General features: G+C 70.1%; 22 protein-coding genes. 5 read left to right on the plus strand and 17 right to left on the minus strand.

Translation table 11 applies throughout. The features are described from left to right. Positions 1-4: 4 nt before the first annotated feature. The 6 genes from OG379_RS07280 to OG379_RS07305 form a co-directional block, all read right to left on the minus strand. Positions 5-841, minus strand: a complete 837-nt coding sequence (locus tag OG379_RS07280) for a shikimate dehydrogenase (protein ID WP_405660516.1) — start codon at positions 839-841, stop codon at positions 5-7. Then, entirely contained in the window at positions 838-2,556 is a 1,719-nt protein-coding gene (mltG, locus tag OG379_RS07285) for an endolytic transglycosylase MltG (protein ID WP_405660519.1), read from the minus strand. Before mltG ends, OG379_RS07280 begins: the two co-directional genes overlap by 4 nt. A 100-nt stretch (positions 2,557-2,656) precedes the next feature. Continuing rightward, positions 2,657-3,130: a Holliday junction resolvase RuvX gene (gene ruvX / locus OG379_RS07290; protein WP_393765806.1), complete on the minus strand. Its 474-nt coding sequence runs from the start codon at positions 3,128-3,130 to the stop codon at positions 2,657-2,659. Positions 3,131-3,138: 8 nt separating this feature from the next. Continuing rightward, the gene (alaS, locus tag OG379_RS07295) at positions 3,139-5,808 is read right to left on the minus strand and encodes an alanine--tRNA ligase (RefSeq protein WP_405660521.1); all 2,670 of its coding nucleotides are present in this window, start codon (positions 5,806-5,808) and stop codon (positions 3,139-3,141) included. Then, positions 5,808-6,104, minus strand: a complete 297-nt coding sequence (locus OG379_RS07300) for a hypothetical protein (RefSeq protein WP_393765795.1) — start codon at positions 6,102-6,104, stop codon at positions 5,808-5,810. The genes alaS and OG379_RS07300 overlap by 1 nt, the downstream gene beginning before the upstream one ends. 7 nt (positions 6,105-6,111) lie before the next feature. Continuing rightward, positions 6,112-6,567, minus strand: coding sequence for a DUF948 domain-containing protein (locus OG379_RS07305; RefSeq protein ID WP_393765796.1), 456 nt, complete (start codon positions 6,565-6,567; stop codon positions 6,112-6,114). Between the two features lie 240 nt (positions 6,568-6,807). Here OG379_RS07305 and OG379_RS07310 point away from each other — a divergent pair, with 240 nt between their 5' ends. After that, positions 6,808-9,066 carry an ATP-binding protein gene (locus OG379_RS07310; RefSeq protein ID WP_405660523.1) on the plus strand — a complete coding sequence of 753 codons (2,259 nt, stop codon included), beginning with the start codon at positions 6,808-6,810 and terminating at the stop codon, positions 9,064-9,066. A 14-nt stretch (positions 9,067-9,080) separates the two neighbouring features. Here OG379_RS07310 and rpsD read toward each other — a convergent pair whose 3' ends face one another. After that, entirely contained in the window at positions 9,081-9,695 is a 615-nt protein-coding gene (gene rpsD, locus OG379_RS07315) for a 30S ribosomal protein S4 (RefSeq protein WP_031097728.1), read from the minus strand. A gap of 188 nt (positions 9,696-9,883) precedes the next feature. Here rpsD and OG379_RS07320 point away from each other — a divergent pair, with 188 nt between their 5' ends. Next, complete coding sequence (locus OG379_RS07320; RefSeq protein WP_405660525.1) at positions 9,884-10,585, plus strand: DUF2470 domain-containing protein; 702 nt, start codon at positions 9,884-9,886, stop codon at positions 10,583-10,585. A gap of 10 nt (positions 10,586-10,595) precedes the next feature. On the opposite strand, the gene OG379_RS07325 is transcribed toward OG379_RS07320, so the two are convergent. From OG379_RS07325 to OG379_RS07340, 4 genes are all read right to left on the minus strand, one after another. Further along, complete coding sequence (locus OG379_RS07325) at positions 10,596-11,969, minus strand: replication-associated recombination protein A (RefSeq protein WP_393765799.1); 1,374 nt, start codon at positions 11,967-11,969, stop codon at positions 10,596-10,598. A gap of 44 nt (positions 11,970-12,013) precedes the next feature. Beyond that, positions 12,014-12,649, minus strand: a complete 636-nt coding sequence (locus OG379_RS07330) for a vitamin K epoxide reductase family protein (RefSeq protein WP_104790401.1) — start codon at positions 12,647-12,649, stop codon at positions 12,014-12,016. 309 nt (positions 12,650-12,958) lie between these two features. Continuing rightward, a complete protein-coding gene (hisS, locus tag OG379_RS07335) occupies positions 12,959-14,221 on the minus strand; it encodes a histidine--tRNA ligase (protein ID WP_405660528.1) in 1,263 nt (420 codons plus the stop codon). A 15-nt stretch (positions 14,222-14,236) separates the two neighbouring features. Next, positions 14,237-14,923 carry an MBL fold metallo-hydrolase gene (locus OG379_RS07340; protein WP_405660530.1) on the minus strand — a complete coding sequence of 229 codons (687 nt, stop codon included), beginning with the start codon at positions 14,921-14,923 and terminating at the stop codon, positions 14,237-14,239. Between the two features lie 147 nt (positions 14,924-15,070). Here OG379_RS07340 and OG379_RS07345 point away from each other — a divergent pair, with 147 nt between their 5' ends. The 3 genes from OG379_RS07345 (at position 15,071) to OG379_RS07355 (ending at position 17,942) form a co-directional block, all read left to right on the plus strand. Then, complete coding sequence (locus OG379_RS07345) at positions 15,071-15,859, plus strand: peptidylprolyl isomerase (RefSeq protein WP_405660532.1); 789 nt, start codon at positions 15,071-15,073, stop codon at positions 15,857-15,859. A 189-nt stretch (positions 15,860-16,048) separates the two neighbouring features. Continuing rightward, the gene (locus OG379_RS07350; RefSeq protein ID WP_405660534.1) at positions 16,049-17,278 is read left to right on the plus strand and encodes a DUF349 domain-containing protein; all 1,230 of its coding nucleotides are present in this window, start codon (positions 16,049-16,051) and stop codon (positions 17,276-17,278) included. 205 nt (positions 17,279-17,483) lie between these two features. Continuing rightward, a complete protein-coding gene (locus OG379_RS07355; RefSeq protein WP_405660536.1) occupies positions 17,484-17,942 on the plus strand; it encodes an ALF repeat-containing protein in 459 nt (152 codons plus the stop codon). Between the two features lie 52 nt (positions 17,943-17,994). On the opposite strand, the gene OG379_RS07360 is transcribed toward OG379_RS07355, so the two are convergent. The 6 genes from OG379_RS07360 to ruvB form a co-directional block, all read right to left on the minus strand. Next, complete coding sequence (locus tag OG379_RS07360; RefSeq protein ID WP_405660539.1) at positions 17,995-20,667, minus strand: RelA/SpoT family protein; 2,673 nt, start codon at positions 20,665-20,667, stop codon at positions 17,995-17,997. A 168-nt stretch (positions 20,668-20,835) separates the two neighbouring features. Beyond that, positions 20,836-21,390, minus strand: coding sequence for an adenine phosphoribosyltransferase (locus tag OG379_RS07365; RefSeq protein WP_405660542.1), 555 nt, complete (start codon positions 21,388-21,390; stop codon positions 20,836-20,838). Continuing rightward, entirely contained in the window at positions 21,387-22,508 is a 1,122-nt protein-coding gene (gene secF, locus OG379_RS07370) for a protein translocase subunit SecF (RefSeq protein WP_405660544.1), read from the minus strand. Before secF ends, OG379_RS07365 begins: the two co-directional genes overlap by 4 nt. 1 nt (position 22,509) lies before the next feature. After that, complete coding sequence (gene secD / locus OG379_RS07375; RefSeq protein WP_405660546.1) at positions 22,510-24,264, minus strand: protein translocase subunit SecD; 1,755 nt, start codon at positions 24,262-24,264, stop codon at positions 22,510-22,512. 147 nt (positions 24,265-24,411) lie between these two features. Next, entirely contained in the window at positions 24,412-24,894 is a 483-nt protein-coding gene (yajC, locus tag OG379_RS07380) for a preprotein translocase subunit YajC (RefSeq protein ID WP_405660548.1), read from the minus strand. A gap of 168 nt (positions 24,895-25,062) precedes the next feature. After that, a complete protein-coding gene (gene ruvB / locus OG379_RS07385; protein ID WP_405660551.1) occupies positions 25,063-26,148 on the minus strand; it encodes a Holliday junction branch migration DNA helicase RuvB in 1,086 nt (361 codons plus the stop codon). Between the last annotated feature and the right edge of the window lie 18 nt (positions 26,149-26,166).

Here is a 26,166-nt window from a genome sequence, read left to right on the forward strand (position 1 = left end):
GGGCCTACCGGCGTTCCCGTGCCGCGAGTGCCTGCTCCCCGGCCGCCCGCATGACACCGAGCGGGCCGGGGGTCCGTCCGGTCATCTGCTCGACCTGGAGAACCGCCTGGTGGACGAGGAGGTCGAGCCCCCCGACGACCGTCCCCCCGGCCGCCGACCAGCGAGAGGCGAGGACCGTCGGCCAGGGCTCGTACAGCACGTCGAACAAGGTGCCGGGTGCGGTCGGGACGGCGTCCGCCAGGGCGTCCGTCGTGCCGGCCGGCGTAGTGGCGATCACGAGGGGTGCGCGCAGGGCCTCGTCGGCCCTGGCCCAGTCCGCGATCCTGACGTCGAGACCGAGGCGCTCGCTCCAGCCACGCATCTCGTCGGCCCGTGCAGCACTGCGCACGTACGCGGTGACCGGGCCGGTACAGATCACGGAGAGGGCGGCCAGCGCCGAGGACGCCGTGGCTCCGGCGCCGAGCACTGCGGCGGACTCGACCTTCTCGAGCCCGCGTTCGTGCAGGGCGGCGACCATCCCGGGGATATCGGTGTTGTCGCCGACGCGCCGGCCGTCCTTGGCGAAGATCACGGTGTTGACGGTCTCGACCGACGCCGCCGTGTCGCTGATGCCGTCCAGCAGCGGGATGATCGCCCGCTTCAGCGGCATGGTCAGGGAGAGCCCCGCCCAGGAGGAGTCCAGCCCCTCGACGAAGCCGGGGAGAGCCGCCTCGTCCACGTCGAAACGCTCGTACGACCAGTTCTCCAGGCCGAGCTCCGCGTACGCGGCGCGGTGCAGGACGGGCGAGAGGGAGTGGGCGATGGGCGAGCCGAGGACGGCTGCCCTGCGGGTTGTACTCACTGGTCTGCCTTGTTCTCTTCGTACTTCTCGCGGTTGCGCTCGTGCTCCTCGTTCGTCACCGCGAACAGCGTCTTGTCCTCGGTGACGGAGACGAAGTAGTACCAGGGGCCGGACGCGGGGTTGAGCGCCGACTGGAGCGCGTCAGCGCCAGGGTTGGTGATCGGGCCGAGCGGGAGCCCCTTGATGCTGTACGTGTTGTACGGATCGTCAATCTTCCGCAGGTCGTCGACGGCTCCCACGTCCAGCGTGCTCTCGTCCCGGATGTAATTGACCGTGGAGTCGAATTCGAGCCTGCCGACGGTTTCGAGGTTGTCCGGCTTGAGCCGGTTGTAGACGACCCTCGCAACCTTGTCGAAATCGTGCTTGTACTTGCCCTCTTCCTGAACAAGGCTCGCGACAGTGATGACGTCGAGCGGCGAGTCCAGATTAAGCTTTTTCGCGTTCTGCTCGAGATCAAGCTTCCCGTACTCCTTGTTAGCCCGGGTCACCATCTTTTTGAGGGCGTCCTCGGGCTTCGAGTCCTTGGGAACCGCGTAGGCGGCCGGGAAGAGGAAACCTTCCAGCGGATCCTTGACCTCGGGATCGTCGTCTGCCCATTCAGGAAGTCCGAGGCTCTCGGCCTTCGCCTTCGCGACCTTGGCCGTAGTGCCGGCCTTCAGCTCGAGCCTCTTGTCGATCGCCCCATAGATGCCGATGGTGCTCGTACCCTCGGGAATAACCAGCGCGTTCTGGCTCTTCGGGTTCAGCATCAGTTCGACAGCACTGTCGGCGGACATCTTCTCCTTCAGGAGATAGACACCGGCCTGCAAGGAGCCACCCTTGGGATTCCCGTTCTGCGCCGAGACGAAGGCATCGACGGATTTGACGACGCCCGCCTTCTTCAGGATGTTCGCGATCTCGTAGCCCAGGGCGCCTTCGGGGATCTCCACCTCGACCGTGCCCGTGCCGGAGCCCGCGTAGTCCGGGGCCTCCCCGAACTGACCCTGGTAGTACGAGTAGCCGAAGTAGCCCACTCCCCCGAGGCCGCCGACGAGGACCGCCGCGACGCCCAGGCACGCGCAGCCGTTACGGCTCTTCTTCTTGCCCTTGCCGCGGCGCTCGCCGCCGCCCCGGCGGGACTCGCGCGGGTCGTCGTCGTACTCGCCGTCATCCCCGGAACCGCGGGCGTCGGCCGGTGCGTCCACGCCTGTGAAGAAGGGATGCGTCTCCTCCTGCGGCACCTCCGGATCCCAGTCCGGACTCTGCTGCTGCGCGGGCTCCTCGCGACGCCCCGGGGGCTGCGGCGGAGGGTAGGCCTCGGGAGTGCCGTAGTAGTCGCCCTGCTCGCCGTAGCCGGGGTTGTTGCCGTACGGGGGCTGCTGCGCCCCGTACGGCATCGCCGCCTGCTGGCCGGTGTCCCAGCCACCGTCGTACGGCTGCTGCTGGGCGTACGGGTCCTGCGGCGCGCCGTACGGCTGCTGCGGCTGCTGCGTGTACGGGTCGTGCTGGTGCTGCGGCTGCTGCGTGTACGGGTCGTGCTGGTGCTGCGGCTGCTGCGCGTACGGATCCTGCTGGTAGCCCTGCTGGGCGTACGGGTCCTGGGCGTAGGGCTGCTGCTGGCCTTCGTACTGGCTCTGGCCGTGGGCAGCCTGCTGGCCTCCCCATCCCTGGTCCCCGTACAAGGGGTCCTCGGGATGCCACGGTTCGGAGCCGGAGCCCCGGCCATACTCAGTCATCGGTCCCCTTGAGCCGCGAGACGACGCTCCGTCTCTTCGCTTTGCTGTGCGGTGTCTGTTCGAACACCGGCGCATCGCGCGGAACGTTACCGTATCGCGATCAGGCAGCCACCTCGACGCCCTCGCCAGGTGCGGTGCCTGACGCCCGTTCGGACTCCAGAGCGTTCTGAAGGATCACCACAGCGGCAGCCTGGTCGATGACAGACCGGCCCTTCTTGGACTTCACGCCCGAAGCGCGTAGCCCCTGAGTGGCCGTCACTGTGGTCATCCTCTCGTCCAGAAGACGAACAGGAATTGGCGCGATCGCCTGGGCGAACACCTGCGCGAAAGCGCGGACCTTGGCAGCAGCCGGGCCCTCACCGCCGCCCAGGGACCGGGGCAGCCCGACGATGACCTCGATCGGCTCGTACTCCGCGACGATCTGCCCGAGCCGCCGGTGGGCGGCCGGGACGTCGCGTCCCGGCACGGTCTCCACCGGCGTGGCGAGGATCCCGTCGGGGTCGCACGAAGCGACCCCGATACGGGCGTCACCGACGTCGACGGCGAGTCGGCGTCCACGGCGCATCTGCGACATGCCGGACGTCACGCCGTCTCGGTGACGAGGCGTTCGACAGCGGCGACGGCGTCGCCGATGGCGTCCGGGTTCTGGCCGCCGCCCTGGGCGACGTCCGGCTTGCCACCGCCACCGCCACCGAGGGTCTTGGCGGCGGTGCGCACCAGCTCACCGGCCTTGAGGCCGCGCTCGCGGGCCGCCTCGTTGGTGGCGATGACCGTCAGCGGGCGGCCGTTGGCCGTGGTGAACAGGGCCACGACGGCCGGCCGGCCGCCCTGGATGCGCCCGCGCACGTCCAGGACCAGCTTGCGCAGGTCGTCGGCCGTGGTGCCGTCCGGCACCTGCCCGGTGACCAGGGCGACGCCACGCACGTCCTTGGCCGACTCCACGAGCCCGGCGGCGGCCGCCAGGACCTTCTCCGCGCGGAACTTCTCGATCTCCTTCTCGGCGTCCTTCAGCTTGCCGAGCATGCCGGAGATCTTCTCGGGGAGCTCCTCGGGGCGGCCCTTGAGCAGCTCCTGGAGCTGGGCGACGACCGTGTGCTCCTTGGCGAGGAAGTTGTACGCGTCGACGCCGACCAGGGCCTCGATGCGGCGCACACCCGAACCGATGGAAGACTCGCCGAGCAGCTTCACCAGGCCCAGCTGGGAGGTGTTGTGGACGTGCGTACCGCCGCACAGCTCCTTGGAGAAGTCGCCGATGGTGACGACGCGGACCCGCTCGCCGTACTTCTCGCCGAACTCCGCGATGGCGCCCTGCTTCTTGGCGTCGTCGATGGACATGACCTCGGCCTGGACGTCGAGCTCCCGCGAGAGGACCTCGTTGATCTTCTGCTCGACGTCGGTGAGGACCGTGCCGGGTACGGCGGCGGGCGAGCCGAAGTCGAAGCGGAAGCGGCCCGGCGAGTTCTCCGAGCCGGCCTGGGCGGCGGTCGGGCCGAGCGCGTCGCGCAGCGCCTGGTGCGTGAGGTGCGTGGCGCTGTGGGCGCGGGCGATGGCGCGGCGGCGGGTGTTGTCGATGGCGGCGTAGGCGGAGGCGCCGACCGTCACCTCGCCGACCTGGACCGAGCCCTTGTGGACCGAGACGCCCGGCACGGGCTGCTGCACGTCGCGGATCTGGATGACGGCGCCGCTGTCGAGCCGGATGCGGCCCTGGTCGGCGAGCTGGCCGCCGCCCTCGGCGTAGAAGGGGGTGCGGTCGAGGACGACCTCGACCTCGTCGCCCTCAGTGGCCGCGGGCGAGGGAACGCCGTCGACGAGCAGGCCGACGATCTTCGACTCACCCTCGGTGGAGGTGTAACCGGTGAACTCCGTGACGCCGGAGTTGTCGGCGACCTCGCGGTAGGCGGACAGGTCGGCGTGACCCGTCTTCTTGGCCTTGGCGTCGGCCTTGGCGCGCTCCCGCTGCTCCTTCATCAGGCGGCGGAAGCCGTCCTCGTCGACCGAGAGGCCCTGTTCGGCGGCCATCTCCAGGGTGAGGTCGATCGGGAAGCCCCAGGTGTCGTGGAGCAGGAACGCCTTGTCGCCGGCCAGGACCTTGCCACCGGAGGCCTTGGTCTCGGTGACGGCGGTGTCGAGGATGTTCGTCCCGCCCTTGAGGGCCTTCAGGAAGGCGGCTTCCTCGGCGAGGGCGACGGTCTCGATGCGCTTGCGGTCGGTGATCAGCTCCGGGTACTGCTGCCCCATGGTGTCGACGACGACGTCGACGAGCTCACGGACGACCGGGCCCGTGGCGCCCATGAGCCGCATGTTGCGGATGGCCCGGCGCATGATGCGGCGCAGGACGTAGCCACGGCCCTCGTTGCCCGGGGTGACGCCGTCGCCGATGAGCATCACCGACGTGCGGATGTGGTCGGCGACGACGCGGAGGGAGACGTCGGACCCCTGCTCGGCGCCGTAGCGCACGCCGGTCAGCTCGGTGGCCTTGTCCATGACGACGCGCAGGGTGTCGGTCTCGTACATGTTCTGTACGCCCTGCAGGATCATGGCGAGGCGTTCCAGGCCGAGACCGGTGTCGATGTTCTTCGACGGCAGGTCACCGATGATCGGGAAGTCCTCCTTGCCGTCGCCGGCACCCCGCACGTACTGCATGAAGACCAGGTTCCAGATCTCCACGTAGCGCTCGTCATTGACGGCGGGGCCGCCCTCGACGCCGAACTCCGGGCCGCGGTCGTAGTTGATCTCGGAGCACGGGCCGCAGGGGCCGGGGACGCCCATGGACCAGAAGTTGTCCTTCTTGCCCAGGCGCTGGATGCGCTCGGCCGGGACGCCGATCTTCTCGCGCCAGATCTGCTCGGCCTCGTCGTCGTCGAGGTAGACGGTGATCCAGAGGCGCTCCGGGTCGAGGCCGAAGCCGCCGTCCGCCACGGAGTTGGTGAGGGCCTCCCAGGCGAACTGGATGGCCCCTTCCTTGAAGTAGTCACCGAAGGAGAAGTTCCCGCACATCTGGAAGAACGTGCCGTGCCGGGTGGTCTTGCCGACCTCTTCGATGTCCGGCGTACGCACGCACTTCTGCACGCTGGTGACGCGCGGGGCGGGCGGCTTGACCTCACCGAGGAAGTAGGGCTTGAAGGGAACCATGCCCGCGGGGACCAGCAGCAGAGTCGGGTCGTCCGCGATGAGCGACGCCGAAGGCACGACGGTGTGACCGCGCTCCTCGAAGAAGCTCAGCCAGCGGCGGCGAATTTCAGCCGACTCCATTAGTGGTCCTCATTCCGGTTGTTCGAGTTGTAGGGGAGTGTTCGGTGGAGGGCGGGTTCGGGGTCGGCCGGCGCCTCGATGCCGAGCGCCCCGCCCAGTTCGGCCTCGCGCCTGACCATGCCCTCACGCACGTCGAGGGCGAAGTCCTTCAGCTTGTGACCTGCCTCGAGCGCCTTGTCGGCGGCCTGCGCCGCGAGGCTCTCGGGGGTCAGCTGCCGGATCTTGCGGTTGACCTTGGTGGTGGCCCAGACACCGGCGGCTGCGCCGGCGGTGAACCAGAACGTACGGCGGAACATCGCTGGATCAGTCCTTCTGTCCGCGGGAGCTTCGGCCGTTCCGCTTCCTGTCACGGGCGGACGGCACGGTACGGCCGACAATCACGGTGCGGCGGGAGGTCCGGCGGGCCTTGTCGGGCTCGGGCTCCGCGGCGGTACGGCGGCCGATCGCCTGCCGCACGCCGTAGCCGAACGCGGCGACCTTCACGAGCGGTCCGCCGAAGGTCGACGCGACGGTGGTGGAGAGCGCCGAGGCGTTGGAGGTGACCTCCTGGACGTCGCTCGCGATGGCGTCGACCTTGTCCAGCTGGGTCTGCGCGGATCGCAGCGTGGCCGAGGCGTCGGCGAGCAGCGGAACCGCCTGCTCCGTCACGTCCGCCACCAGCGCGGTGGTCGCCCTGAGCGTCTGGGCCAGTCTCACCAGTACTACGGCGAGAAAGGAAACCAGGATCGCCCAGAAGACAGCCACCAGGATGCCGGCCACCTCTCCACCGGACACAGTGCACCGCTCTCTGCTCGTCGCCCGCATCGGCCGGAACTCTCTCCCGGCCGGTACCTGCCTGTCACTGCTCGGCCGGCGGCGTGCTGCCACCACTGCCGATCGTCGTCCCCCGAGCCTATCGCGCCGGGCGTCGCACGCCGTACCGCATTACGGGCGGACGGCGGGGGTCCGGATGCGGGGAGATTGTACGGAGAGCTTATGTGCCAGTACTCTGCGTGTTTCATGCGACGCCCTCAGCGCCCCTGCCCTACGCCCGACGACGCGGAGCCCGCCCCCGTACGCGGAAATCTCCCGGCCGAGCTGAACACCTTCGTGGGACGCGACGACGAACTGGCCGAACTCGAGCCGCTCCTGCGGCAGTCGAGGCTCGTCACCGTGGCGGGGGTGGCCGGGGTCGGCAAGACCCGCTTCGTGACCAGGGCGGCAGCCCTGATGGAGAAACGGTACTGCGATGGGGTCTGGATCGCCGAGCTGTCGGCCGTCCAGGACCCCGCCCTGCTCGAACACGCGCTGGTCGAGGCGCTGGGACTCACCGACCACACCAGCAAACCGCCCCGCACCGTGCTGGTCGAGCACTGCGCGGAGCGCCGGCTCCTGCTCGTGATCGACGGCTTCGAGCATCTCGCCGACACCTGCGCCGAACTCGTACGGGAGTTGCTGCGCCGGGCCCCACGGCTCCAGGTGCTGGCCGCCGGGCGCCGCCCCCTGCGGGTGGACGGCGAACTCGCGTTCCCGCTGCTGCCGATGACGGACGACGACGCCCTGGAACTCTTCACCCTGCGCGCCGCCGCGGTGCGCCCCGGGTTCCGGCCGGCCGGCGGCGACCTCGATACCGCGCGGGAGCTCTGCAGCCGTCTCGACGGCATCCCGCTGGCTCTGGAGCTCGCCGCGGGGCGGCTGCGCGCCCTGACGATGGAGCAGGTGCTGCACCGCCTCGACGACCGTTTCCGGCTGCTGACCGGCGGCAGTCCGAGCGCACTCCCCCGCCACCAGACGCTGCGGACGGCCATCGGCTGGAGCCATGAGCTGTGCACTCCCGAGCAGCGGCTGCTGTGGGCGCGGCTCTCCGTGTTCGCGGGACAGTTCGACCTGGAGGCCGTCGAGTACATCTGCAGCGGCCCCGACCTGCCGGTCGACTCCGTGCTGGATGTGCTGGACGAGCTGCTGGCGCAGTCCGTGGTGCTGCGTGAGGACTCGGCCGTCGGCAGCCGCTACCGGCTGCTGGACACCGTGCGGGAGTACGGCGCCGAGTGGCTGCGCGCCACCGGGGACGCCGAGCGGCTGCGCCGGCGGCACCGGGACTGGTATCTGGGGCTCGCCACCTGGTGCGAGCTCGACTGGTTCAGCCCCCGGCAGGCGGAGGCCGCCGCCCGGGTCGACTGCGAGCTGCCCAACCTCCGCCGCGCGATGGAGTGCTCGATGGAGAGCCCGGAGGAGGTCCATCTCGCGCAGTATCTGGCGGGCACGCTCTGGTTCTACTGGGTGGGCTGCGGACGCCTCTCCGAGGGCCGCCACTGGCTGGACCACGTCCTGGAGGCGGAGTCCCCGTACGACCACTCAAGGCTGAAGGCCCTCTGGGTGCTCGGGTACGTCTCCGTGCTGCAGGGGGACCCGGCCGGCGCGGTGTCGGCGTTGCAGGAGTGCCGCGAGGAGGGCGAGCACTCGGGGGACGCCACCGCCGTGGCCTACGCCGTGCACCGCACGGGCTGCCTCTCGATCGTCACGGACGACCCGGTCCGCGCGGAGGTGCTGCTGCGCGACGCGCTCGGGCGCTACCGGGAGATCGGCGAGCTGAACAGCAATGTGCTGATGGCCCAGGTGGAGCTGGGCATGGCCGTGGCGTTCCGCGGGGACCTGGACACGGCCGCGGCGATCTGTGACGAGGTCCGCGAGATCTGCGAGGACCACGGTGAGCGGTGGGCTCTGGCCTACGCGCTGTACGTCCTGGGCTTCGCGGCGCTGCGGTCCGGGGCGAGCGGGCGGGCGCGCCGAATGCTCGGGGAGTCCCTGTCCATCGCGCACGCGTTCCACGATCTGCTCGGCACGGTCCTCTCGCTGGAGCTGCTGGCACTCGTCACGGTGGTCGAGGGGGACGCGGCGGAGGCGGCGGTGCTCCAGGGCGCGGCGGACCGGATCTGGCCGTCGGTGGGCCTGCCGCTGTTCGGCTCCGTCCACTACGGAGGGCCCCGGGTCGAGTGCGAGGGGCGGGCGCGGGGCGAGCTCGGCGACGAGCGCTACGAGGCGGAACGGCTCTCGGGCCGCCGGCTGGACGCCTCCGCGGCGGTGGCACGGGCGCTGGGCGCCGGTGCGGCCGACGGCCCGGGCCCGGCCGGCGTCTGTGCGGTTCCGGACGATCCCGGCGTGGCCCGGGAGGGCGACGGCACGGCCCTGGAGGGGACGTCCGGTGCCGGGGCGGCCGGGGAAACGCGAAGGCCCGCCGCCTCCCGGACAACAAGGAGGGGCGGGCCCGAGCTCGGTTGAGAGCTACGCCTGCGTCAGCGGGCGTAGTACTCGACGACGAGCTGCTCGTCGCAGATGACCGGGATTTCCTTGCGGTTCGGGTCCCGGTCCAGGCGGAAGGCCAGGGCCTTCAGGTTCACCTGGAGGTAGCGCGGGGTCTCGCCGTCGGTGTCGTAGCCACCCTCGCGGGCCACCTGGAAGGGGACCTTGGTGCGGCTGCGCTCGCGGACCTGCACGACGTCGTCGGGGCGCACGCGGAAGGACGGCTTGTCGACCTTGCCACCGTTGACCTCGATGTGGCCGTGGACGACCATCTGACGGGCCTGGTAGATGGTGCGGGCGATGCCCGAACGCAGGACCAGGGCGTCGAGGCGGCGCTCGAGCTCGACGACCAGCGCCTCGCCCGTCTTGCCCTCGGCCTTACGGGCGCGGTCGTAGGCGCGCGCCATCTGGCGCTCGCTGATGTCGTACTGCGCACGCAGACGCTGCTTCTCGAGCAGACGGACCTTGTAGTCCGAGTTCTGCTTGCGGCCACGGCCGTGCTCACCCGGCGGGTAGGGGCGGGCTTCGAAGTACTTGACAGCCTTCGGCGTCAGGGCGATGCCGAGGGCACGCGACTTCTTGACCTTGGGACGCGACTGGTTAGGCACGTTCTCCAGACCTCCGTTGTAGGTTAGGTTAGGCTTACCTTACTCAAGGAGATCGCATGTCTCGCCCTGGGAACACCACACACGTCACGGACAGCACAGACAGCGGCAGCACACCAGAAGGTGCTGCTACGACGGAAGGCCGATCTGATCGTGGTCAGCCGCGTCCCAGCGGGCTTGAAAACACTCGGATGCCGTCAGCAGCCGAGCGCACACGAACTCTCGTACAGAGTACCTGCTCCGCGGTGCTGCTCGTACCGGGGCTGTCGGTGATCCACCCGGACCAGCTGATGCCGGCCGACAGGAGCATCGGTCCCGAGGGGGATCTCTTCCTCTGCTTCCCCGTGGATTCCCCGGTCGTACGGGCCGCGACGCGCGCCCAGGGCGACGAGCTGACCGCTGTGCTGGAGATCACCGATGTCGCCCCGGTCTCGGTCCCGCACCGGATCCGCGGCCGCGCCCGGATCGCCGGCTGGCTCACCGCCGTGCCGGGGCTCGCGGAGCCCGGCCGGATGATCCTCCGGCTGGAGACCGGGGAGGCGTCGGTCGACGACCTGTGGGGGTTCGAGGAGGTGGAGCCGGAGGCCTTCCGGGACGCCGTCGCCGATCCGCTGGTCGCCCATGAGGCCGAGCTGCTCCAGCATCTGCACGCCGCGCACAGCGAGCGGATGGCCACGCTGTCCGCGCTGCTCGGGGACCGGGCCGAGTGCGGTTGCGCGGAGCACCGGCTCGGCGCCGTCCCGGTCGCGCTCGACCGCTTCGGGCTCCGGGTTCGGTTCGTCGACGGCCGCGACGCCTGCTTCGACGCCCGGTTCGAATTTCCCGAGCCCGTACGCGACATCACCGGGCTGCGCCGCGCGATGCACACCCTCTTCGAAGCGGCGGCCTGCTGATCGGCGCCCGTCACGAGGACGCCGGACCGCCCTGCTCCCCGCGGCCGAGCCGCTCCCGCACCCGGTCCGCCACGTCGGCGTAGCGCGCCTCCGCGCCGTACCGCGTGGGTTCGTAGTAGCGCCTGCCGCGGACGGCGTCCGGGGCGTACTCCTGGGCGGCGATACCGCCGGGGACGTCGTGCGGGTAGACGTAGCCCTGGGCGTGGCCCAGCTTGGCCGCGCCCTTGTAGTGGCCGTCGCGCAGGTGGGCCGGGACCGGGCCGGCGAGGCCCCGGCGCACGTCCTCCTGCGCAGCGGAGATCGCCAGGGTCGCCGCATTCGACTTGGGGGCGAGCGCCAGCGCGATAGTGGCATGGCTGAGGGTGAGCGCCGCCTCGGGGAAGCCGATCATGGCAACGGCCTGGGCCGCCGCCACCGCCGTGGGCAGTGCCGTCGGATCGGCGAGCCCGATGTCCTCGCTGGCGGAGATCATCAGCCGCCGGGCGATGAAGCGCGGGTCCTCCCCCGCCTCGATCATCCGGGCCAGATAGTGCAGGGCGGCGTCCACGTCGGAGCCGCGGATCGACTTGATCAGGGCGCTCGCCACGTCGTAGTGCTGGTCGCCGTCGCGGTCGTACTTCACGGCGGCGCGGTCGACGGTCTCCTCGAGCGTCGTGAGCGTGATCTCCCGCTCGTGCGTGGTGAGGGCCGCTCCGGCCGCCGCCTCCAGCGCGGTCAGCGCGCGCCGGGCGTCTCCGCCGGCGATGCGCAGCAGATGCGCCTCGGCGTCCTCGGGCAGGGTGACGGCGCCTCCCAGCCCCCGCTCGTCGGTCAGCGCCCGGCGCAGGAGCGCGCGCAGATCCTCGTCGGTGAGGGGCTCCAGGGTGAGGAGCAGGGAGCGAGACAGCAGCGGAGAGATGATCGAGAAGTACGGATTCTCCGTGGTGGCCGCGATCAGCGTGACCCAGCGGTTCTCCACGGCGGGGAGCAGGGAGTCCTGCTGGGCCTTGGAGAAGCGGTGGATCTCGTCGAGGAAGAGGACGGTCTCCTTGCCGAAGCCGCCGGTGGCGCGGCGCGCGCCCTCGATGACGGCCCGGACCTCCTTGACGCCGGCGGTGATCGCGGAGAGCTCGACGAAGCGCTTGTTGGTGGCCTTGCTGACCACGTACGCCAGGGTCGTCTTTCCCGTGCCGGGCGGGCCCCAGAGGATCACCGACGAGGGACCCGCGGGCCCGCCGCTCCCCTCACCGACGAGTCGCCGCAACGGCGAGCCCGGCTTGAGCAGGTGCTGCTGGCCGACCACCTCGTCCAGCGTACGAGGACGCATCCGGACAGCGAGGGGGCTGCTGGACGGGTCCTTCTCCTGGCGGTCTTCGGCTGCTGCGGTAAAGAGGTCGGGCTCCACGTCACGAAGCCTATGTCACCCCACTGACAGGACCGCCTGGAGCGTCAGCTGGTCCAGAAGTCCCACCACCGGGTCAGGATCAGCATGCCGATGATCCCGATCCAGAGGACCGGCGGCACCCAGTGGAACTCGGTGAGGGTGTTCCGCAGCCAGGCGGGGGCGGGCAGGATGCCGTGCTTGATGTTGTGCGTGGTGACGTAGCAGAACATGAAGATCGTGGCGACCCAGGCCAGGCAGCACCACAGGCAGAGCGAGTTGATGTTGTACAGCGACTGGTACTGCAGCCAGGTGCAGAAGCCGACGCCGAAGAGCGTGCCCGCGTTGAGGCCGAGCCAGTACCAGGCGCGGAAGCGTGCGCCGGCGAGGAGCGCCATGCCGATGCCGATGACCACCGAGTAGGTGGCGATGCCGAGCATCGGGTTCGGGAAGCCGAAGGCGGACGCCTGCTCGCTCTTCATGATGTTGCCGCACGCGACCACCGGGTTCAGGCTGCAGCCCGGGGTGAAGCTCGGGTCCTCGAGCAGCTTGAACTTGTCGATGGTGATCACCCAGGCGGCGAGCAGCCCGGCCGCGCCGGTGATCACCAGCAGCAGTGCGAGCGCACGGCTCGCGCCGAAGGTCTTCGCGCCGTTGTCCTCGTCCTGCCGGGAGGAGGGGTGGTCTACCGCTGCCATCGTCATATCGCCGTTCCATCACTGAGTAGCCGGCTGGGCATGGTCATTGTGCCGCACCGACGTTGTGGCCAGCCGTTCGATCGGCATAAAAGTGCGCGAGGACGGCCCTGCGCCCGGAGGTGCCAGGGACCCCCGCGTCCCTGGCCGGGCACGCGGCGGACGTCCGAGGCCCTGGTGAGCGCTCCGGGCGTCCTGACCCCGTAAGGGAATGTCCCCGGCAAGGTGAATCCACGCACCCGGAGTTGACGAAGGCGCCCTGGAACGCGCTGTGCCCGCCCGGGCGGACCGGGCGGGCACAGCGGTGGGACGTGCGGCTCAGGCCAGTTTGGCCCGCACCGTGGCCACGAGCGCGTCGAGCGCGACCGGCTCCTGGTCGCCCGACTCCATGTCCTTGAGCTGGACCGCGCCCTCGGCGAGATCACGCTCACCGGCCACGATCGTGAAGCGGGCACCGGAGCGGTTCGCGCTCTTCATCGCGCCCTTGAGGCCCCGGCCGCCGTACGCGAAGTCCGTGGCGACCCCGGCCTTACGCAGCTCCGTGACCAGACCGAAGAGCACCCGCCGAGCCTCGTCACCGAGAGGTACGGCATAGACGCTGGTGGTGGCGGGGATCGCGAGCTCGACGCCCTCCGCCTCCAGGGCGAGCACCGTGCGGTCCACACCGAGCGCCCAGCCGACGGACGGCAGCGCGGGGCCGCCGATCATCTCGGACAGCCCGTCGTAGCGGCCGCCGCCGCCCACCGCGGACTGGGAGCCCAGACCGTCGTGGACGAACTCGAAGGTCGTCCGCGTGTAGTAGTCGAGGCCGCGGACGAGCTTCTCGTCGTCCTCGTACACCACGCCCGCCGCCGTCAGGAGGTCGCGGACCTCCTCGTGGTACGCCTTACAGGCGTCGCAGAGGAAGTCGCGCAGCATCGGGGCACCCGTCAACTGCTTCTGGACGTCGGACCGCTTGTCGTCGAGCACCCGCAGCGGGTTGATCTCGATGCGGCGGCGGGTCTCCTCGTCGAGGTCGAGGTCGCGCAGGAACGTCTGGAGCGCCTCCCTGTAGACGGGGCGGCACTCCTTGTCGCCCAGCGAGTTCAGCAGGATGCGGAACTGGCTGAGGCCGAGCGAGCGGTACGCCTGGTCGGCGAGGATGATCAACTCGGCGTCCAGCGCCGGGTCCTCGGTACCGATGGCCTCGGCGCCCACCTGGGAGAAGTGACGGTAACGGCCCGCCTGCGGCTTCTCGTAGCGGTAGTACGAGCCGGAGTACCAGAGCTTGACGGGGAGGTTGCCCGCCTTGTGCAGGTTGGCCTCCAGCGCCGCGCGCAGCACGGACGCGGTGCCTTCGGGGCGCAGGGCGAGCTGGTCGCCGCCCTTGGTCTCGAAGGCGTACATCTCCTTGGACACGATGTCGGTGGACTCACCGACGCCACGCGAGAAGAGGGCGACGTCCTCGAAGCCGGGCGTCTCGATGTAGCCGTAGCCGGAGTTCTTCAGAGGTGCGGAGATCGCCTCGCGCACCGCGAGGAACTTCGCGGAGCGCGGCGGGATCAGGTCGTACGTGCCCTTGGGGGCCTGGAAGGTGCTCACGGTTCTTTTCTCTCGTCACATTCCTCGGCGGGGCGCGGCCAGACCGTTCATGTACGGGTTGGAGGCGCGCTCGCGGCCGATGGTCGTCTGGGGGCCGTGGCCGGACAGCACCACGGTCGAGTCGTCGAGCGGCAGGCACACGCGGGCCAGCGACTCGAGCAGCTCGGCGTGGTCGCCGCCGGGCAGGTCGGTGCGTCCGACGGAGCCGGCGAAGAGCAGGTCGCCCGAGAAGAGGACCTGCGGGACATCCGCGGCCTCGGGCATCCTGAACGTCACCGACCCCTTGGTATGGCCGGGCGCGTGCGCGACGCCGAACTCCAGACCCGCCAGCTCCAGCCGGGCTCCGTCGGTCAGCTCCTTGACGTCGTCCGGCTCACCCACGGTCAGCTCGCCCATCAGCGGCATCCCGATGGAACGGCCCAGGGCCTTCTCGGGATCGCTCATCATGTAGCGGTCCTCCGGGTGGATCCAGGCGGGGACGTCATGGGCACCGCAGACGGGGACGACCGAGGCGACGTGGTCGATGTGGCCGTGGGTGAGGACGACGGCGACGGGCTTGAGCCGATGCTTCTTCAGTGCTTCCTCGACGCCCTGGGCGGCCTGGTGGCCCGGGTCGATGATCACGCACTCCTCACCGGCGGCGGGGGCGACCAGGTAGCAATTGGTCCCCCAGGCCCCGGCGGGGAACCCGGCAATGAGCACGTTCGTCCTTAGTGTTCGTCCGACGAGGAGGGCCGCTGAGGGGAATGCGGCAGATCAGAGACTACCGGCGCTCCTCATTCCACAGCTAACCCATATACCGTACGGGCATTCCAGGACCGATCACACGACGTACAAGGAGACCATCCGGTGGTCAGCAGCGATCAGCGGCGGCGGCAGCTCGCCCGGGAGAAGTTCGAGCGGCAGCAGCAGCGCCGGGAGGAAGCGCGCCGGAGGACGAGGCGTCTCACGGTGATCATCGCTTCGTCGGTGGCCGTGGTGGCGGTCATCGGTGTGGGCGCGTACGTCTCGCTCGACGGCGACGACTCGAAGACCTCGGCGGACGCGGCGGCGAGCGAAAGCCCGTCGGCATCGCCCTCGGCGAGCGAGAGCAGTGCTCCCGAGCCGGCGATGAAGATCGACAAGAAGGCCAAGTACTCGATGTCGCTCAAGACGAGCCAGGGCGACATCGGCATCGCGATGGACGCGGCGAAGACCCCGCACACCGTCAATTCGTTCAAGGCCCTCGCGGACAAGGGGTACTTCGACGACACGAAGTGTCACCGACTGACCACTGAGGGCATTTTCGTCCTGCAGTGCGGCGACCCGAAGGGTGACGGGACGGGTGGCCCCGGCTACACCATCCCGGACGAGAATCTGACCGCGCTGGGCAAGGCGGGCGACGAGGGCTCGGTGACGTACCCGGCGGGCACCGTCGCGATGGCGAACACCGGCCAGCCGGGCACAGGCGGCAGCCAGTTCTTCCTCGTCTACAAGGACACCAAACTGTCGCCCACCTACACGCCGTTCGGGACCATGGACGATGCGGGTCTGAAGGCCGTCAAGAAGGTCGCCGAGGCAGGCGTCGCCGGTGGGGCGGGCGACGGTGCCCCGAAGAAGACCGTCACGGTCGAGAAGGCGACGGTCGACAAGGCCTGACCGTACGCGCGGCCGCCCGGCACGAGGTCCTGGGAGCGCACCGGAGAATTTCAGCCGCGCTGAGTGCGGACAGCCGGGCGGCCGGTCGCCTAGATTGGCGTTGTGCAGGGCGGGCGCTGCCCGCCCCAGGAAACTGTGGACGATGCACGGGGGGCGAACCCTCTCGATGCATCAGGTGGAGGAGGCGCTGTGAGCAGCGACCCGTGGGGCCGTGTCGACGAGACGGGCACCGTGTACGTGCGTACAGCCGAGGGCGAGCAGGTCGTCGGATCGTGGCAGGCCGGTTCCCCCGAGGAGGCCCTGGCCTATTTCGAGCGCAAGTACGAGGGCCTGGTGGTCGAAATCGGCCTCCTCGAGCGGCGGGTGAAGACCACCGACCTGTCGGCGAAGGACGCCACCGCGGCGATCGAGCACCTGCGTCAGCAGGTCGACGAGCACCACGCCGTCGGTGACCTCGCCGCGCTCGGCAAGCGGCTGGACGCGCTCGTCGCGACGGTCGACTCGCGCCGCGAGGAGCGCAAGGCCCAGAAGGCGAAGCAGACCGACGAGGCCCGTCAGGCCAAGGAGGCGCTCGTCGTCGAGGCCGAGGAGCTGGCGCAGAGCGAGCAGTGGCGGTCGGCGGGTGAGCGCCTGAGGGCGCTCGTCGACACGTGGAAGGGGCTGCCCCGTCTGGACCGCAAGTCCGACGACGAGCTGTGGCACCGCTTCTCGCATGCCCGTTCCGCCTTCTCCAAGCGCCGCAAGGCCCACTTCGCGGCGCTCGACGCGCAGCGCGAGGAGGCCCGCAAGGTCAAGGAGAGGCTGGTCGCCGAGGCCGAGTCGCTCTCCGAATCGACCGACTGGGGTGCGACGGCCGCGCGTTACCGCGACCTGATGACCGAGTGGAAGGCGGCGGGCCGCGCCCAGCGCGAGGCCGAGGACGAGCTGTGGAACCGCTTCCGCGGGGCCCAGGACGTCTTCTTCGCCGCCCGCAGCGGGGTCTTCGCCGAACGGGACGCGGAGCAGGGCGAGAACCTCAAGCTCAAGGAGGAGCTCGCCGCCGAGGCCGAGAAGCTGGTCCCGGTGAGGGACCTGAAGGCGGCCAGGGCTGCGTTCCGGTCCATCAACGAGCGCTGGGAGGCCATCGGCCACGTGCCGCGTGACGCCCGCCCGAAGGTCGAGGGCCGGGTGCAGGCGGTGGAGCGGGCGCTCCAGGAGGCCGAGGAGTCCGAGTGGCGCCGGACGAACCCGGAGGCGCGGGCACGCGCCGCGGGTCTGACCGGTCAGCTCCAGGCGGCCGTCGACAAGCTGCGCACGCAGATCGACACGGCACGCGCCTCGGGCAACAACGCCAGGGCGGACAAGCTGTCGCGCGAGCTCGAGGGCCGGCAGGCGCTGCTGGACCAGGCGCTGAAGGGCCTGGAGGAGTTCGGCGGCTGAGCCGGGCGATCGCGTCCACACGAGAGGGGCTCCCGTACGCCTGGCGTACGGGAGCCCCTCTCGTGTGTGGACGGCGACGAAGAGTTGATGCGGCGCTTCCGGAGTCCGCCGGTGCCGTTGTCAGACCGAGGCGCGATGATCTCCATGTCGGCACGCGCACGTGTGCCGGCACCGGGTTCACTACGAGCTTGAGGCAGGTTCACCCATGAGACACACCCGTGCCGCCCTGACCGTCGCGGCCACCGCCCTTGCCCCGGCGCTCCTTCTGGCCGGCCCGGCCTTCGCCACCGGACCCGTGTCCTCACCCGCCCACGTGGCTGTGTCACCGGCGGTCGTGGTCCTGGAAACCCCGGTGGACGAGATGTCCGACGACGACGTCCGCGTCACCCTCTCCCGCATACTCGCCGACCCCGACTCCGGCCGAAGGGTCATCAGAGAGATCAACGCACTCCTCGACAACGGCACCCCCGAAGAAATGCGCACCTGGCTCGAAACCGGCTACCGCCTCGCCCAGGCCGAGGACGACCGCGTCGCCATCGTCAGCATCCTGAACCGCCCCGGCATCAGCGACGCGCTGCGCGCCGCGGTCCAGGAGGCCATCGACGGCACGCCCGAGGAGATGCGCTACTTCCTGGAGTACGGCCAGTACGAGGTCGACGCGTAGACGGCCGTGGACCCGCGTCCGGCAGGCTCGGCGCCTGCCGGACGCGTCGTCCTCAAGGCCTGCGCGCCGAGGTGACCCGGTAGACGTCGTAGACGCCCTCCACGCCGCGTACGGCCTTCAGGACGTGTCCCAGGTGCTTGGGGTCGCCCATCTCGAAGGTGAAGCGCGAGGTGGCCACCCGGTCTCGCGAGGTCTGCACGGCGGCCGACAGGATGTTCACGTGCTGGTCGGACAGGACGCGGGTGACGTCGGAGAGCAGTCGCGACCGGTCCAGTGCCTCGACCTGGATGGCGACGAGGAAGACCGACGACTGGGTGGGTGCCCACTCGACGTCGAGGATCCGCTCCGGCTGCTGCGAGAGCGAGTCGACGTTGACGCAGTCCGCACGGTGCACGGAGACCCCGCTGCCCCGGGTGACGAATCCGATGATCGGGTCGCCGGGCACGGGCGTGCAGCAGCGGGCCAGCTTGACCCAGACGTCCTCGACGCCCTTGACGACCACACCCGGATCCGCCTTGGCCCGGCGCTTGTTGCGGCCGTGCGAGGGCGGCGAGCTCTCCGCCAGGTCCTCGTTGGCCGCGTCCTCGCCGCCGAGCGCCTGGACGAGCTTCTGGACGACGCCGGCCGCGGCGACATGGCCCTCGCCGATCGCCGCGTACAGCGACGAGATGTCGGGGTAACGCATCTCGTGCGCCAGCGTGACCAGGGAGTCGCCCGTCAGGATCCGCTGGATCGGCAGGTTCTGCTTGCGCATGGCCCGCGCGATGGAGTCCTTGCCCTGCTCGATCGCCTCGTCGCGCCGCTCCTTGGAGAACCAGGCGCGGATCTTGTTGCGCGCCCGGGGCGACTTGACGAACTGGAGCCAGTCACGGGAGGGCCCCGCGCCGGCCGCCTTGGAGGTGAAGACCTCCACCAGGTCGCCGTTGTCGAGCGTCGACTCCAGCGGTACGAGCCGTCCGTTGACCCGTGCCCCTATGGTCCGGTGGCCGACCTCCGTGTGGACGGCGTACGCGAAGTCGACCGGCGTCGCACCGGCGGGCAGCGCTATCACGTCGCCCTTCGGCGTGAAGACGAAGACCTCGTTGCGCGACAGGTCGAAGCGCAGGGACTCCAGGAACTCGCTGGGGTCCTCGGTCTCCTTCTGCCAGTCCAGGAGCTGGCGCAGCCACGCCATGTCGTTGACGGTGTCCTGGCCTCGGCCGCCACCCGTGTTCTTCGGGATGTCGGTACGGACCTTGGAGGCACCCGCGACGGCCTCCTGCTTGTACTTCCAGTGCGCCGCGATGCCGTACTCCGCGCGGCGGTGCATGTCGAACGTGCGGATCTGGAGCTCGACGGGCTTGCCGCTGGGACCGATCACCGTGGTGTGCAGCGACTGGTACATGTTGAACTTGGGCATCGCGATGTAGTCCTTGAACCGCCCGGGCACCGGATTCCACCGGGCGTGGACGGTGCCGAGCGCCGCGTAGCAGTCGCGGACCGTGTCGACGAGGACGCGGATGCCCACCAGGTCGTAGATCTCGGCGAAGTCGCGGCCTCGCACGATCATCTTCTGGTAGACGCTGTAGTAGTGCTTCGGCCGGCCGGTGACGGTGGCCTTGATCCGCGCGGCGCGCAGGTCCGCCTGCACCTCGTCGGTCACTATGGCGAGGTACTCGTCGCGCTTGGGTGCGCGCTCGGCGACGAGGCGGACGATCTCGTCGTACATCTTGGGGTAGAGGATCGCGAAGGCGAGGTCCTCCAGCTCCCACTTGATGGTGTTCATGCCCAGGCGGTGAGCCAGCGGCGCGTAGATCTCGAGGGTCTCGCGGGCCTTCTTCTCCTGCTTCTCCCGCTTGAGGTAGCGCATGGTGCGCATGTTGTGCAGCCGGTCGGCGAGCTTGATGACGAGGACCCTGGGGTCCTTGGCCATCGCGACGACCATCTTGCGCACGGTCTCCGCCTGGGCGGCCTCGCCGAACTTGACCTTGTCGAGCTTGGTGACGCCGTCGACGAGCAGCGCCACCTGGTCGCCGAAGTCCTTGCGCAGGGTGTCCAGGCCGTACTCGGTGTCCTCGACGGTGTCGTGCAGCAGCCCGGCCATCAGCGTCGCCGGGTCCATGCCGAGCTCGGCGAGGATCGTAGTGACGGCGAGCGGATGAGTGATGTAGGGGTCGCCGCTCTTGCGCTTCTGGCCGCGGTGCCAGCGCTCGGCGACCTGGTACGCCTTCTCGATCTGCCGCAGAGTGGCCGACTCGATCTTGGGGTCGTTGCCGCGGACCGTACGCAGGAGGGGCTCGAGGACCGGGTTGTACGGACTGGAGCGCTGTACGCCCAGACGGGCGAGGCGGGCCCGGACGCGGTTGGAGGAGCCGCCGGAGCGTGCGGGTGCGGCGGGCGGGGTGGCAGCGGACCGGGCCGGGGGCTTCGCGGCGGGAGCCGGCGCAGGGGGCTTGGGCGCCGCAGGTCCGGAGGCGGGCGTCGCCGGGGGCTTCGTCCCGGAGGAGGGCGAGGAGGGCGCGGCCTTCGTGCCGGGCGGAGGCGCCGGCTTCGTCCCGGGCGGCGGGGTCGGCTTCGCCGGTGCTGCGGGCGGGCGGTCGCCCGGTGTCTCGGCGGGGCCCTGCGTGTGCCCGCCTGCGGGGCCGGGCTTGCCTGCTCCTTCGGGCTGCGCCTTCCCGGGCGTGGCGGAGGCCGCCGCGGGCCTTTCGGGCTGCGGGGCGGCGACTGGCTGGGCCTCGTCTGGCAAGAGCGCTCCTCGTGCGGATCCGGGCTACCGGAAACCCCATGGTATCGACCTCCGGGCGGGTCCTCGCCCGGGGAGTGTGGAACCCCTCACAACGCGGAACGGGCACCCGGATGTTCCCGGGTACCCGTCCTGTACGTCCCTACGCGCGCCGCCGCGGCGCGGTGCAGGTCAGAGGGTGATCAGGGCCTCCAGCGGGGCGTCCCGCAGCCCTGCCTCCAGCCGTGCGCGGCCGGCGAGGAAGCCGAGTTCCATGAGGACCGCCACCCCCGCGACCTGCGCACCGGCCCGCCTGATGAGCTCCAGCGAGGCCTCGGCGGTGCCGCCGGTGGCCAGGACGTCGTCGATGACCATGACCCGGTCGTCGGCGGCCAGGTCCTCGGCATGGATCTCGATCTCCGCCGTGCCGTACTCCAGCTCGTACGTCTGCCCCAGCGTCGCACCGGGCAGCTTCCCGGCCTTCCGCACGGGTACGAACCCGATCCCGGCCCGGACCGCGACCGGCGCGGCCAGGATGAAGCCTCGGGCCTCGAGGCCGACGATCTTGGTGGCACCGTGCCGGACGCACAGTTCCACGAAGAAGTCGGTCAGCGCGGAGAAGGCGACCGGGTCCGCGAGCAGCGGGGTGATGTCCTTGAACAGCACTCCGGGCTTCGGATAGTCCTGCACGTCACGGATCCGGCTGAGCAGGAGCTCCCGGGTGGCGTCGGTGACGTTCGTGGTCATCGGCGGTTCCTCGGGCTCCTGCCGTGGCCACCGGCCTGCCTGCGCGGGCCGACGACGGCCCCGGCCGTCCGGGAGTCCTCGTCCGGCCCGTCATCGAACTCCTCGGCCCGGTCGTCGCGCTCGTCCTCGACGGACTCGCCCTTGGCCGCGGCCGCGGCACGCTTGGCGAGGATCCGCTTCTTCAGTGCCTTTATCTGCGGCTCGCGTTCCTTGAGGTCGGCGACCAGCGGGGTGGCGATGAAGATCGAGGAGTACGCACCGGCGGCGAGGCCGACGAAGAGCGACAGCGAGATGTCGTTCAGCATGCCCGCGCCGAGGACGCCGCCACCGATGAACAGCAGACCGGCGACCGGCAGCAGGGCGACGACGGTGGTGTTGATGGAGCGCACCAGCGTGCCGTTGATGGAGCGGTTGGCGATCTCGCTGTAGGTCCAGCGGGTCTGTTTGGTGATCCCCTTCGTGCCCTCCTTGAGGCTGTCGAAGACGACGACCGTGTCGTAGAGGGAGTAACCGAGGATGGTCAGCAGACCGATCACGGTGCCGGGGGTCACCTCGAAGCCGACGAGGGCGTAGACGCCGACGGTGATGGTGATGTCGTGGATCAGCGCGACGAGCGCGGCGACGGCCATCCGCCACTCGAACGCGATGGCCAGGTAGACCACGACGAGGACCATGAAGATGCCGAGGCCGGTCCAGGCCTTGTTGGCGATCTGCTCACCCCAGCTGGGGCCGACGAGGTCCGCGTTGATCTTCGCCTCGGGCACGCCGAGGTCCTCGGAGAGCTGGGCCTTGATCTGGTCGGCCTTCTGGGTGTCGACCTCGGTGATCTGGATCCGGAGTCCGCCGTTGCCGAGCTCCTGGACGATCGCCTCGTGGCCGGAGGCCTCGACCGCGTCCTCGTGGGCCTGGGAGACGGACACCTTGGCCTTGGTGTCGGTCGTGAAGACGGCACCGCCCTTGAACTCGATGCCCATGTTCAGGCCGCTGACCGCCAGGCCGAGGATGGCCGTGATGGTGATCAGGATCGAGACGCCGTACCAGATCTTGCGCTTGCCGATGAAGTCGTAACCGACCTCGCCACGGTAGAGCCGGGCGCCGAGATTGCCGAGTCGCGACATCTCACGCCTCCTTCGGGTGGTCGGTGCGGGCGGTGACGCGGCGGGAGCGGCGCAGCGGCGGCTTGGCGCCGAGCCTCTTCGGGTCCAGGCCGGACCACGGGTGACCGCTGGCGAAGAACTTCGTGCGGGCCATGAGCGTCATGACGGGCTTGGTGAAGAGGAACACCACGACGACGTCGAGCAGGGTCGTGAGCCCGAGCGTGAACGCGAAGCCCTGGACCTTGCCGACGGTGACGAGGAAGAGGACGGCCGCCGCGAGGAACGACACGAAGTCGGACACGAGGATGGTGCGGCGGGCCCTGGGCCAGGCGCGCTCGACGGCCGGACGGAGCGTGCGGCCCTCACGGATCTCGTCGCGGATGCGTTCGAAGTAGACGATGAACGAGTCCGCTGTGATTCCGATCGCCACGATGGCACCGCAGACGGCCGGGAGGTTCAGCGCGAAGCCGATGGCCGGGCCGAGCAGGGCCATGATCGTGTACGTCAGGATGCCGGAGACCAGCAGGCTGAGAAGGGCGATGAGCGCCAGGCCACGGTAGTAGGCCACCAGGTAGATGACGACCAGGGCCAGCCCGATGGCGCCGGCGATGAGACCGGCCTCCAGCTGCTCGCCGCCGAGGGCGGCGGTGACGGTGGTGACGGTGTCCTCGCTGAAGGAGAGCGGGAGCGCGCCGTAGGACAGGACGTTGGCCAGGTCCTCCGCCGACTGCTGCGTGAAGCTGCCGGAGATCTCGGCGCTGCCGCTGAGCGCCTCGTTCACCTGCGGTGCGGAGACGACCTCACCGTCGAGGGAGATCGCGAACTGGTTCTGCGGGGACTGCTGCGACGACAGCTTCTTGGTGATCGTCTGGAACTTCTTGGAGCCCTTGTCGGTGAACTCCATCGAGACGAGCCAGATGCCGCGCTGCTGGTCGAACTGGGCCTTCGCGTCGTCGACGTCCGTACCGGAGACCTCGGCCGGGCCGAGGAGGTACTTGGCGTCACCCTCGGAGCTGCACGCGACCGTGGGGTCCTCGGGCTTGACGCCGTCGCCGGCCTTGGCGCGGGCGGCCGCGTCGGTGCAGTCCAGCGCGGTGAACTTCTTCTCGAGCGCCGCGGTGGCGGGGTCGGGCGTCCCGGTGGCCGCGGGGGTCTCCGATCCACCGGAGGTGCTCGCGGACGGGGTCGGCGTCGCGTCCTCCTTCAGGGCGCCGGTGACCGCGCGGCCCTGGGTGGTGGCGCTCGCCGAGGGCGTCGTCTTCGAATCGGAGGCTGTTTCCGGGTCGCTCGCCTTCGCACTGGGCGTGGCGCTCGGCTTCCCGGAACCGCTCGCGGACGGGCTCGTGGAACCCTCGGGGGTCGGTGCGCCGCCGGTGACCGTGAGCACGGGCCGGAAGTACAGCTGGGCGGTCGTGCCGACCTGCTCCCGGGCCTGCTTCGAATTCGTCCCCTTGGGAATGTTGACGATGATGTTCGAGGGGCCCTGGGTCTGAACCTCGGCCTCGGAGACACCCAGACCATTGACACGGCGTTCGATGATGCTGACCGCGGTGTTCATGTTGGTCTCGTTGATCGCGTCAGGCTTGCCGGGCTGGCTCTTCGCCTTGAGCGTGATCGATGTGCCGCCGGCCAGGTCGATGCCGAGCCGGGGCGTGGTGTGACCGGACAGGAACATCCCGCCGGTCAGGGCGACCATGGCGATCAGGATCAGAGCCAGGGCACGGCCCGGCTTGCCCTGTCCACCGGTTGAACCCCGGCCTTTCTTCGGTGCTGCCACCTTTTCGTTTCTCCCTGTCCAACCGCCCCGCGCCGGGTACGCGCCCGAGCGGCCACGAAGTGTTGTGGGGACCCGCCCCCGCAGAAGACCGCACGGCCCGTGAGACGCCGGACACCCTCGGGTGTCCGGCGTCTCTGGGTCGTGGAACTACTTCGCGTCGCCCTCGCCGTCGGCCTTGGCGTCCTTGACCTCGGAGCCCTTGGTCCCGGCGTCCTCCGGCGCGGCGTCCTCGGCCTTCTTGCCCAGGTCGATCTTCGCGACGTCGTCGGCCGCGTCCTCGTCCGTGGACTCCCCGGCGGTGAGCGATGAGGCGTCGTCGGGCACGACCGTGCCGTCGGCGTCCAGCTCGTCACCGTGGACGATGCGGTTGTACTCCGCGTCGTCGAGGACGGCGCCGATGGCGTTCTTCGCGAAGATGGCGTGCACGCCGGGCGCGATCTCGAGGAGGACCGTGTCGTCCAGAATCTCCTTGACGGTGGCGTACATGCCCCCGATCGTCCGGACGCCGGTACCGGGCTGCATGTCGTTGCGCATCTGCGCAGCCGCCTGCTGCTTCTTCTTGGCGGACCGGGTCATCAGGAACATGGCCCCGATGAGCACGATGAAGGGGAGGAGGGTCACGAGACTCACGGGACGGAACTTCCTTCGCACGACCACGCTGGATTCACGCGGCCTGGTCTACGGGGGTGGGTACACCGACCTGAACGGGCGGCATCGGCGGAGTCTAAGCGAGTCCGCATCATTGGAACAACGTCCAGCATGGCACCGTGGTTCCCCTGCTGGCCAACCCGTCCTGTGTCACGCCCCGAACAGGCCCTGTTGTCCCTTTGCACCGTGCTGCGGAGGCACGAGTCCGAGGTGCGCCCATGCCGCCGGGGTCGCGACCCTGCCCCGCGGGGTCCTCGCGAGCAGTCCTTCCCGTACGAGGAAGGGCTCGGCGACCTCCTCGACGGTCTCGCGCTCCTCGCCGACGGCCACGGCGAGGGTGGAGAGCCCGACGGGGCCTCCCCCGAAGAGCTTCAGCAGGGCGCCGAGCACCGCGCGGTCCAGCCGGTCGAGCCCCCGGGCGTCGACCTCGTACACCCGCAGGGCCGCGGCGGCGATGTCCCGGTCGATCCGTCCTTCGGCCTTGACCTGGGCGTAGTCCCGGACACGGCGCAGCAGCCGGTTGGCGATACGGGGCGTGCCCCGGGAGCGTCCGGCGATCTCGGCGGCGCCGGCTGTGTCTATGGCGACGTCGAGCAGGCCGGCGGACCGGTGGATGACCCGCTCCAGCTCGGTGGGGGCGTAGAACTCCATGTGGCCGGTGAAGCCGAAGCGGTCACGCAGCGGGGGAGGCAGCAGTCCCGCCCTGGTGGTGGCGCCGACGAGAGTGAACGGCGGCAGCTCCAGCGGAATGGCGGTGGCGCCCGGGCCCTTGCCGACGATGACGTCGACCCGGAAGTCCTCCATCGCCATGTAGAGCATCTCCTCGGCCGGCCGCGACATGCGGTGGATCTCGTCGAGGAAGAGGACCTCGCCCTCCTGGAGCGAGGACAGGATCGCGGCGAGATCGCCGGCGTGCTGGATGGCGGGGCCGGAGGTGATCCGGATCGGCGCGCCCATCTCGGCCGCGATGATCATGGAGAGGGTGGTCTTGCCCAGGCCGGGGGCGCCGGAGAGCAGGACGTGGTCGGCGGTGGCGCCCCGGGCGCGGGCCGCCCTGAGGACCAGGTCGAGCTGTTCCCGCACCGTCTCCTGGCCGACGAATTCGTGGAGGTCCTTCGGGCGCAGGGCCGCCTCGACGGCGGTGTCCTCGCCGTCCGCCCCGGCGTCCACGAGGCGGTCGTCCAGCCGCTCGTCCGTGAGGTCGCCGGTGTCGGGCCCGGTCTCGTCCCAGTTCATCTCGTCAGTCCCGCCTCG

Origin of the sequence: Streptomyces sp. NBC_01166 (assembly GCF_045039765.1) — a bacterium.
Taxonomy (GTDB): domain Bacteria; phylum Actinomycetota; class Actinomycetes; order Streptomycetales; family Streptomycetaceae; genus Streptomyces.

Excerpts from the sequence above, each read along its gene's own strand:
- mltG (WP_405660519.1), bottom strand. The coding sequence starts at position 2,556 with ATGACTGAGTATGGCCGGGGCTCCGGCTCCGAACCGTGGCATCCCGAG.
- ruvX (WP_393765806.1), bottom strand. The coding sequence starts at position 3,130 with ATGTCGCAGATGCGCCGTGGACGCCGACTCGCCGTCGACGTCGGTGAC.
- alaS (WP_405660521.1), bottom strand. The coding sequence starts at position 5,808 with ATGGAGTCGGCTGAAATTCGCCGCCGCTGGCTGAGCTTCTTCGAGGAG.
- OG379_RS07300 (WP_393765795.1), bottom strand. The coding sequence starts at position 6,104 with ATGTTCCGCCGTACGTTCTGGTTCACCGCCGGCGCAGCCGCCGGTGTC.
- OG379_RS07310 (WP_405660523.1), top strand. The coding sequence starts at position 6,808 with ATGCGACGCCCTCAGCGCCCCTGCCCTACGCCCGACGACGCGGAGCCC.
- OG379_RS07320 (WP_405660525.1), top strand. The coding sequence starts at position 9,884 with ATGCCGTCAGCAGCCGAGCGCACACGAACTCTCGTACAGAGTACCTGC.
- OG379_RS07330 (WP_104790401.1), bottom strand. The coding sequence starts at position 12,649 with ATGACGATGGCAGCGGTAGACCACCCCTCCTCCCGGCAGGACGAGGAC.
- OG379_RS07355 (WP_405660536.1), top strand. The coding sequence starts at position 17,484 with ATGAGACACACCCGTGCCGCCCTGACCGTCGCGGCCACCGCCCTTGCC.
- OG379_RS07365 (WP_405660542.1), bottom strand. The coding sequence starts at position 21,390 with ATGACCACGAACGTCACCGACGCCACCCGGGAGCTCCTGCTCAGCCGG.
- secF (WP_405660544.1), bottom strand. The coding sequence starts at position 22,508 with ATGTCGCGACTCGGCAATCTCGGCGCCCGGCTCTACCGTGGCGAGGTC.
- ruvB (WP_405660551.1), bottom strand. The coding sequence starts at position 26,148 with ATGAACTGGGACGAGACCGGGCCCGACACCGGCGACCTCACGGACGAG.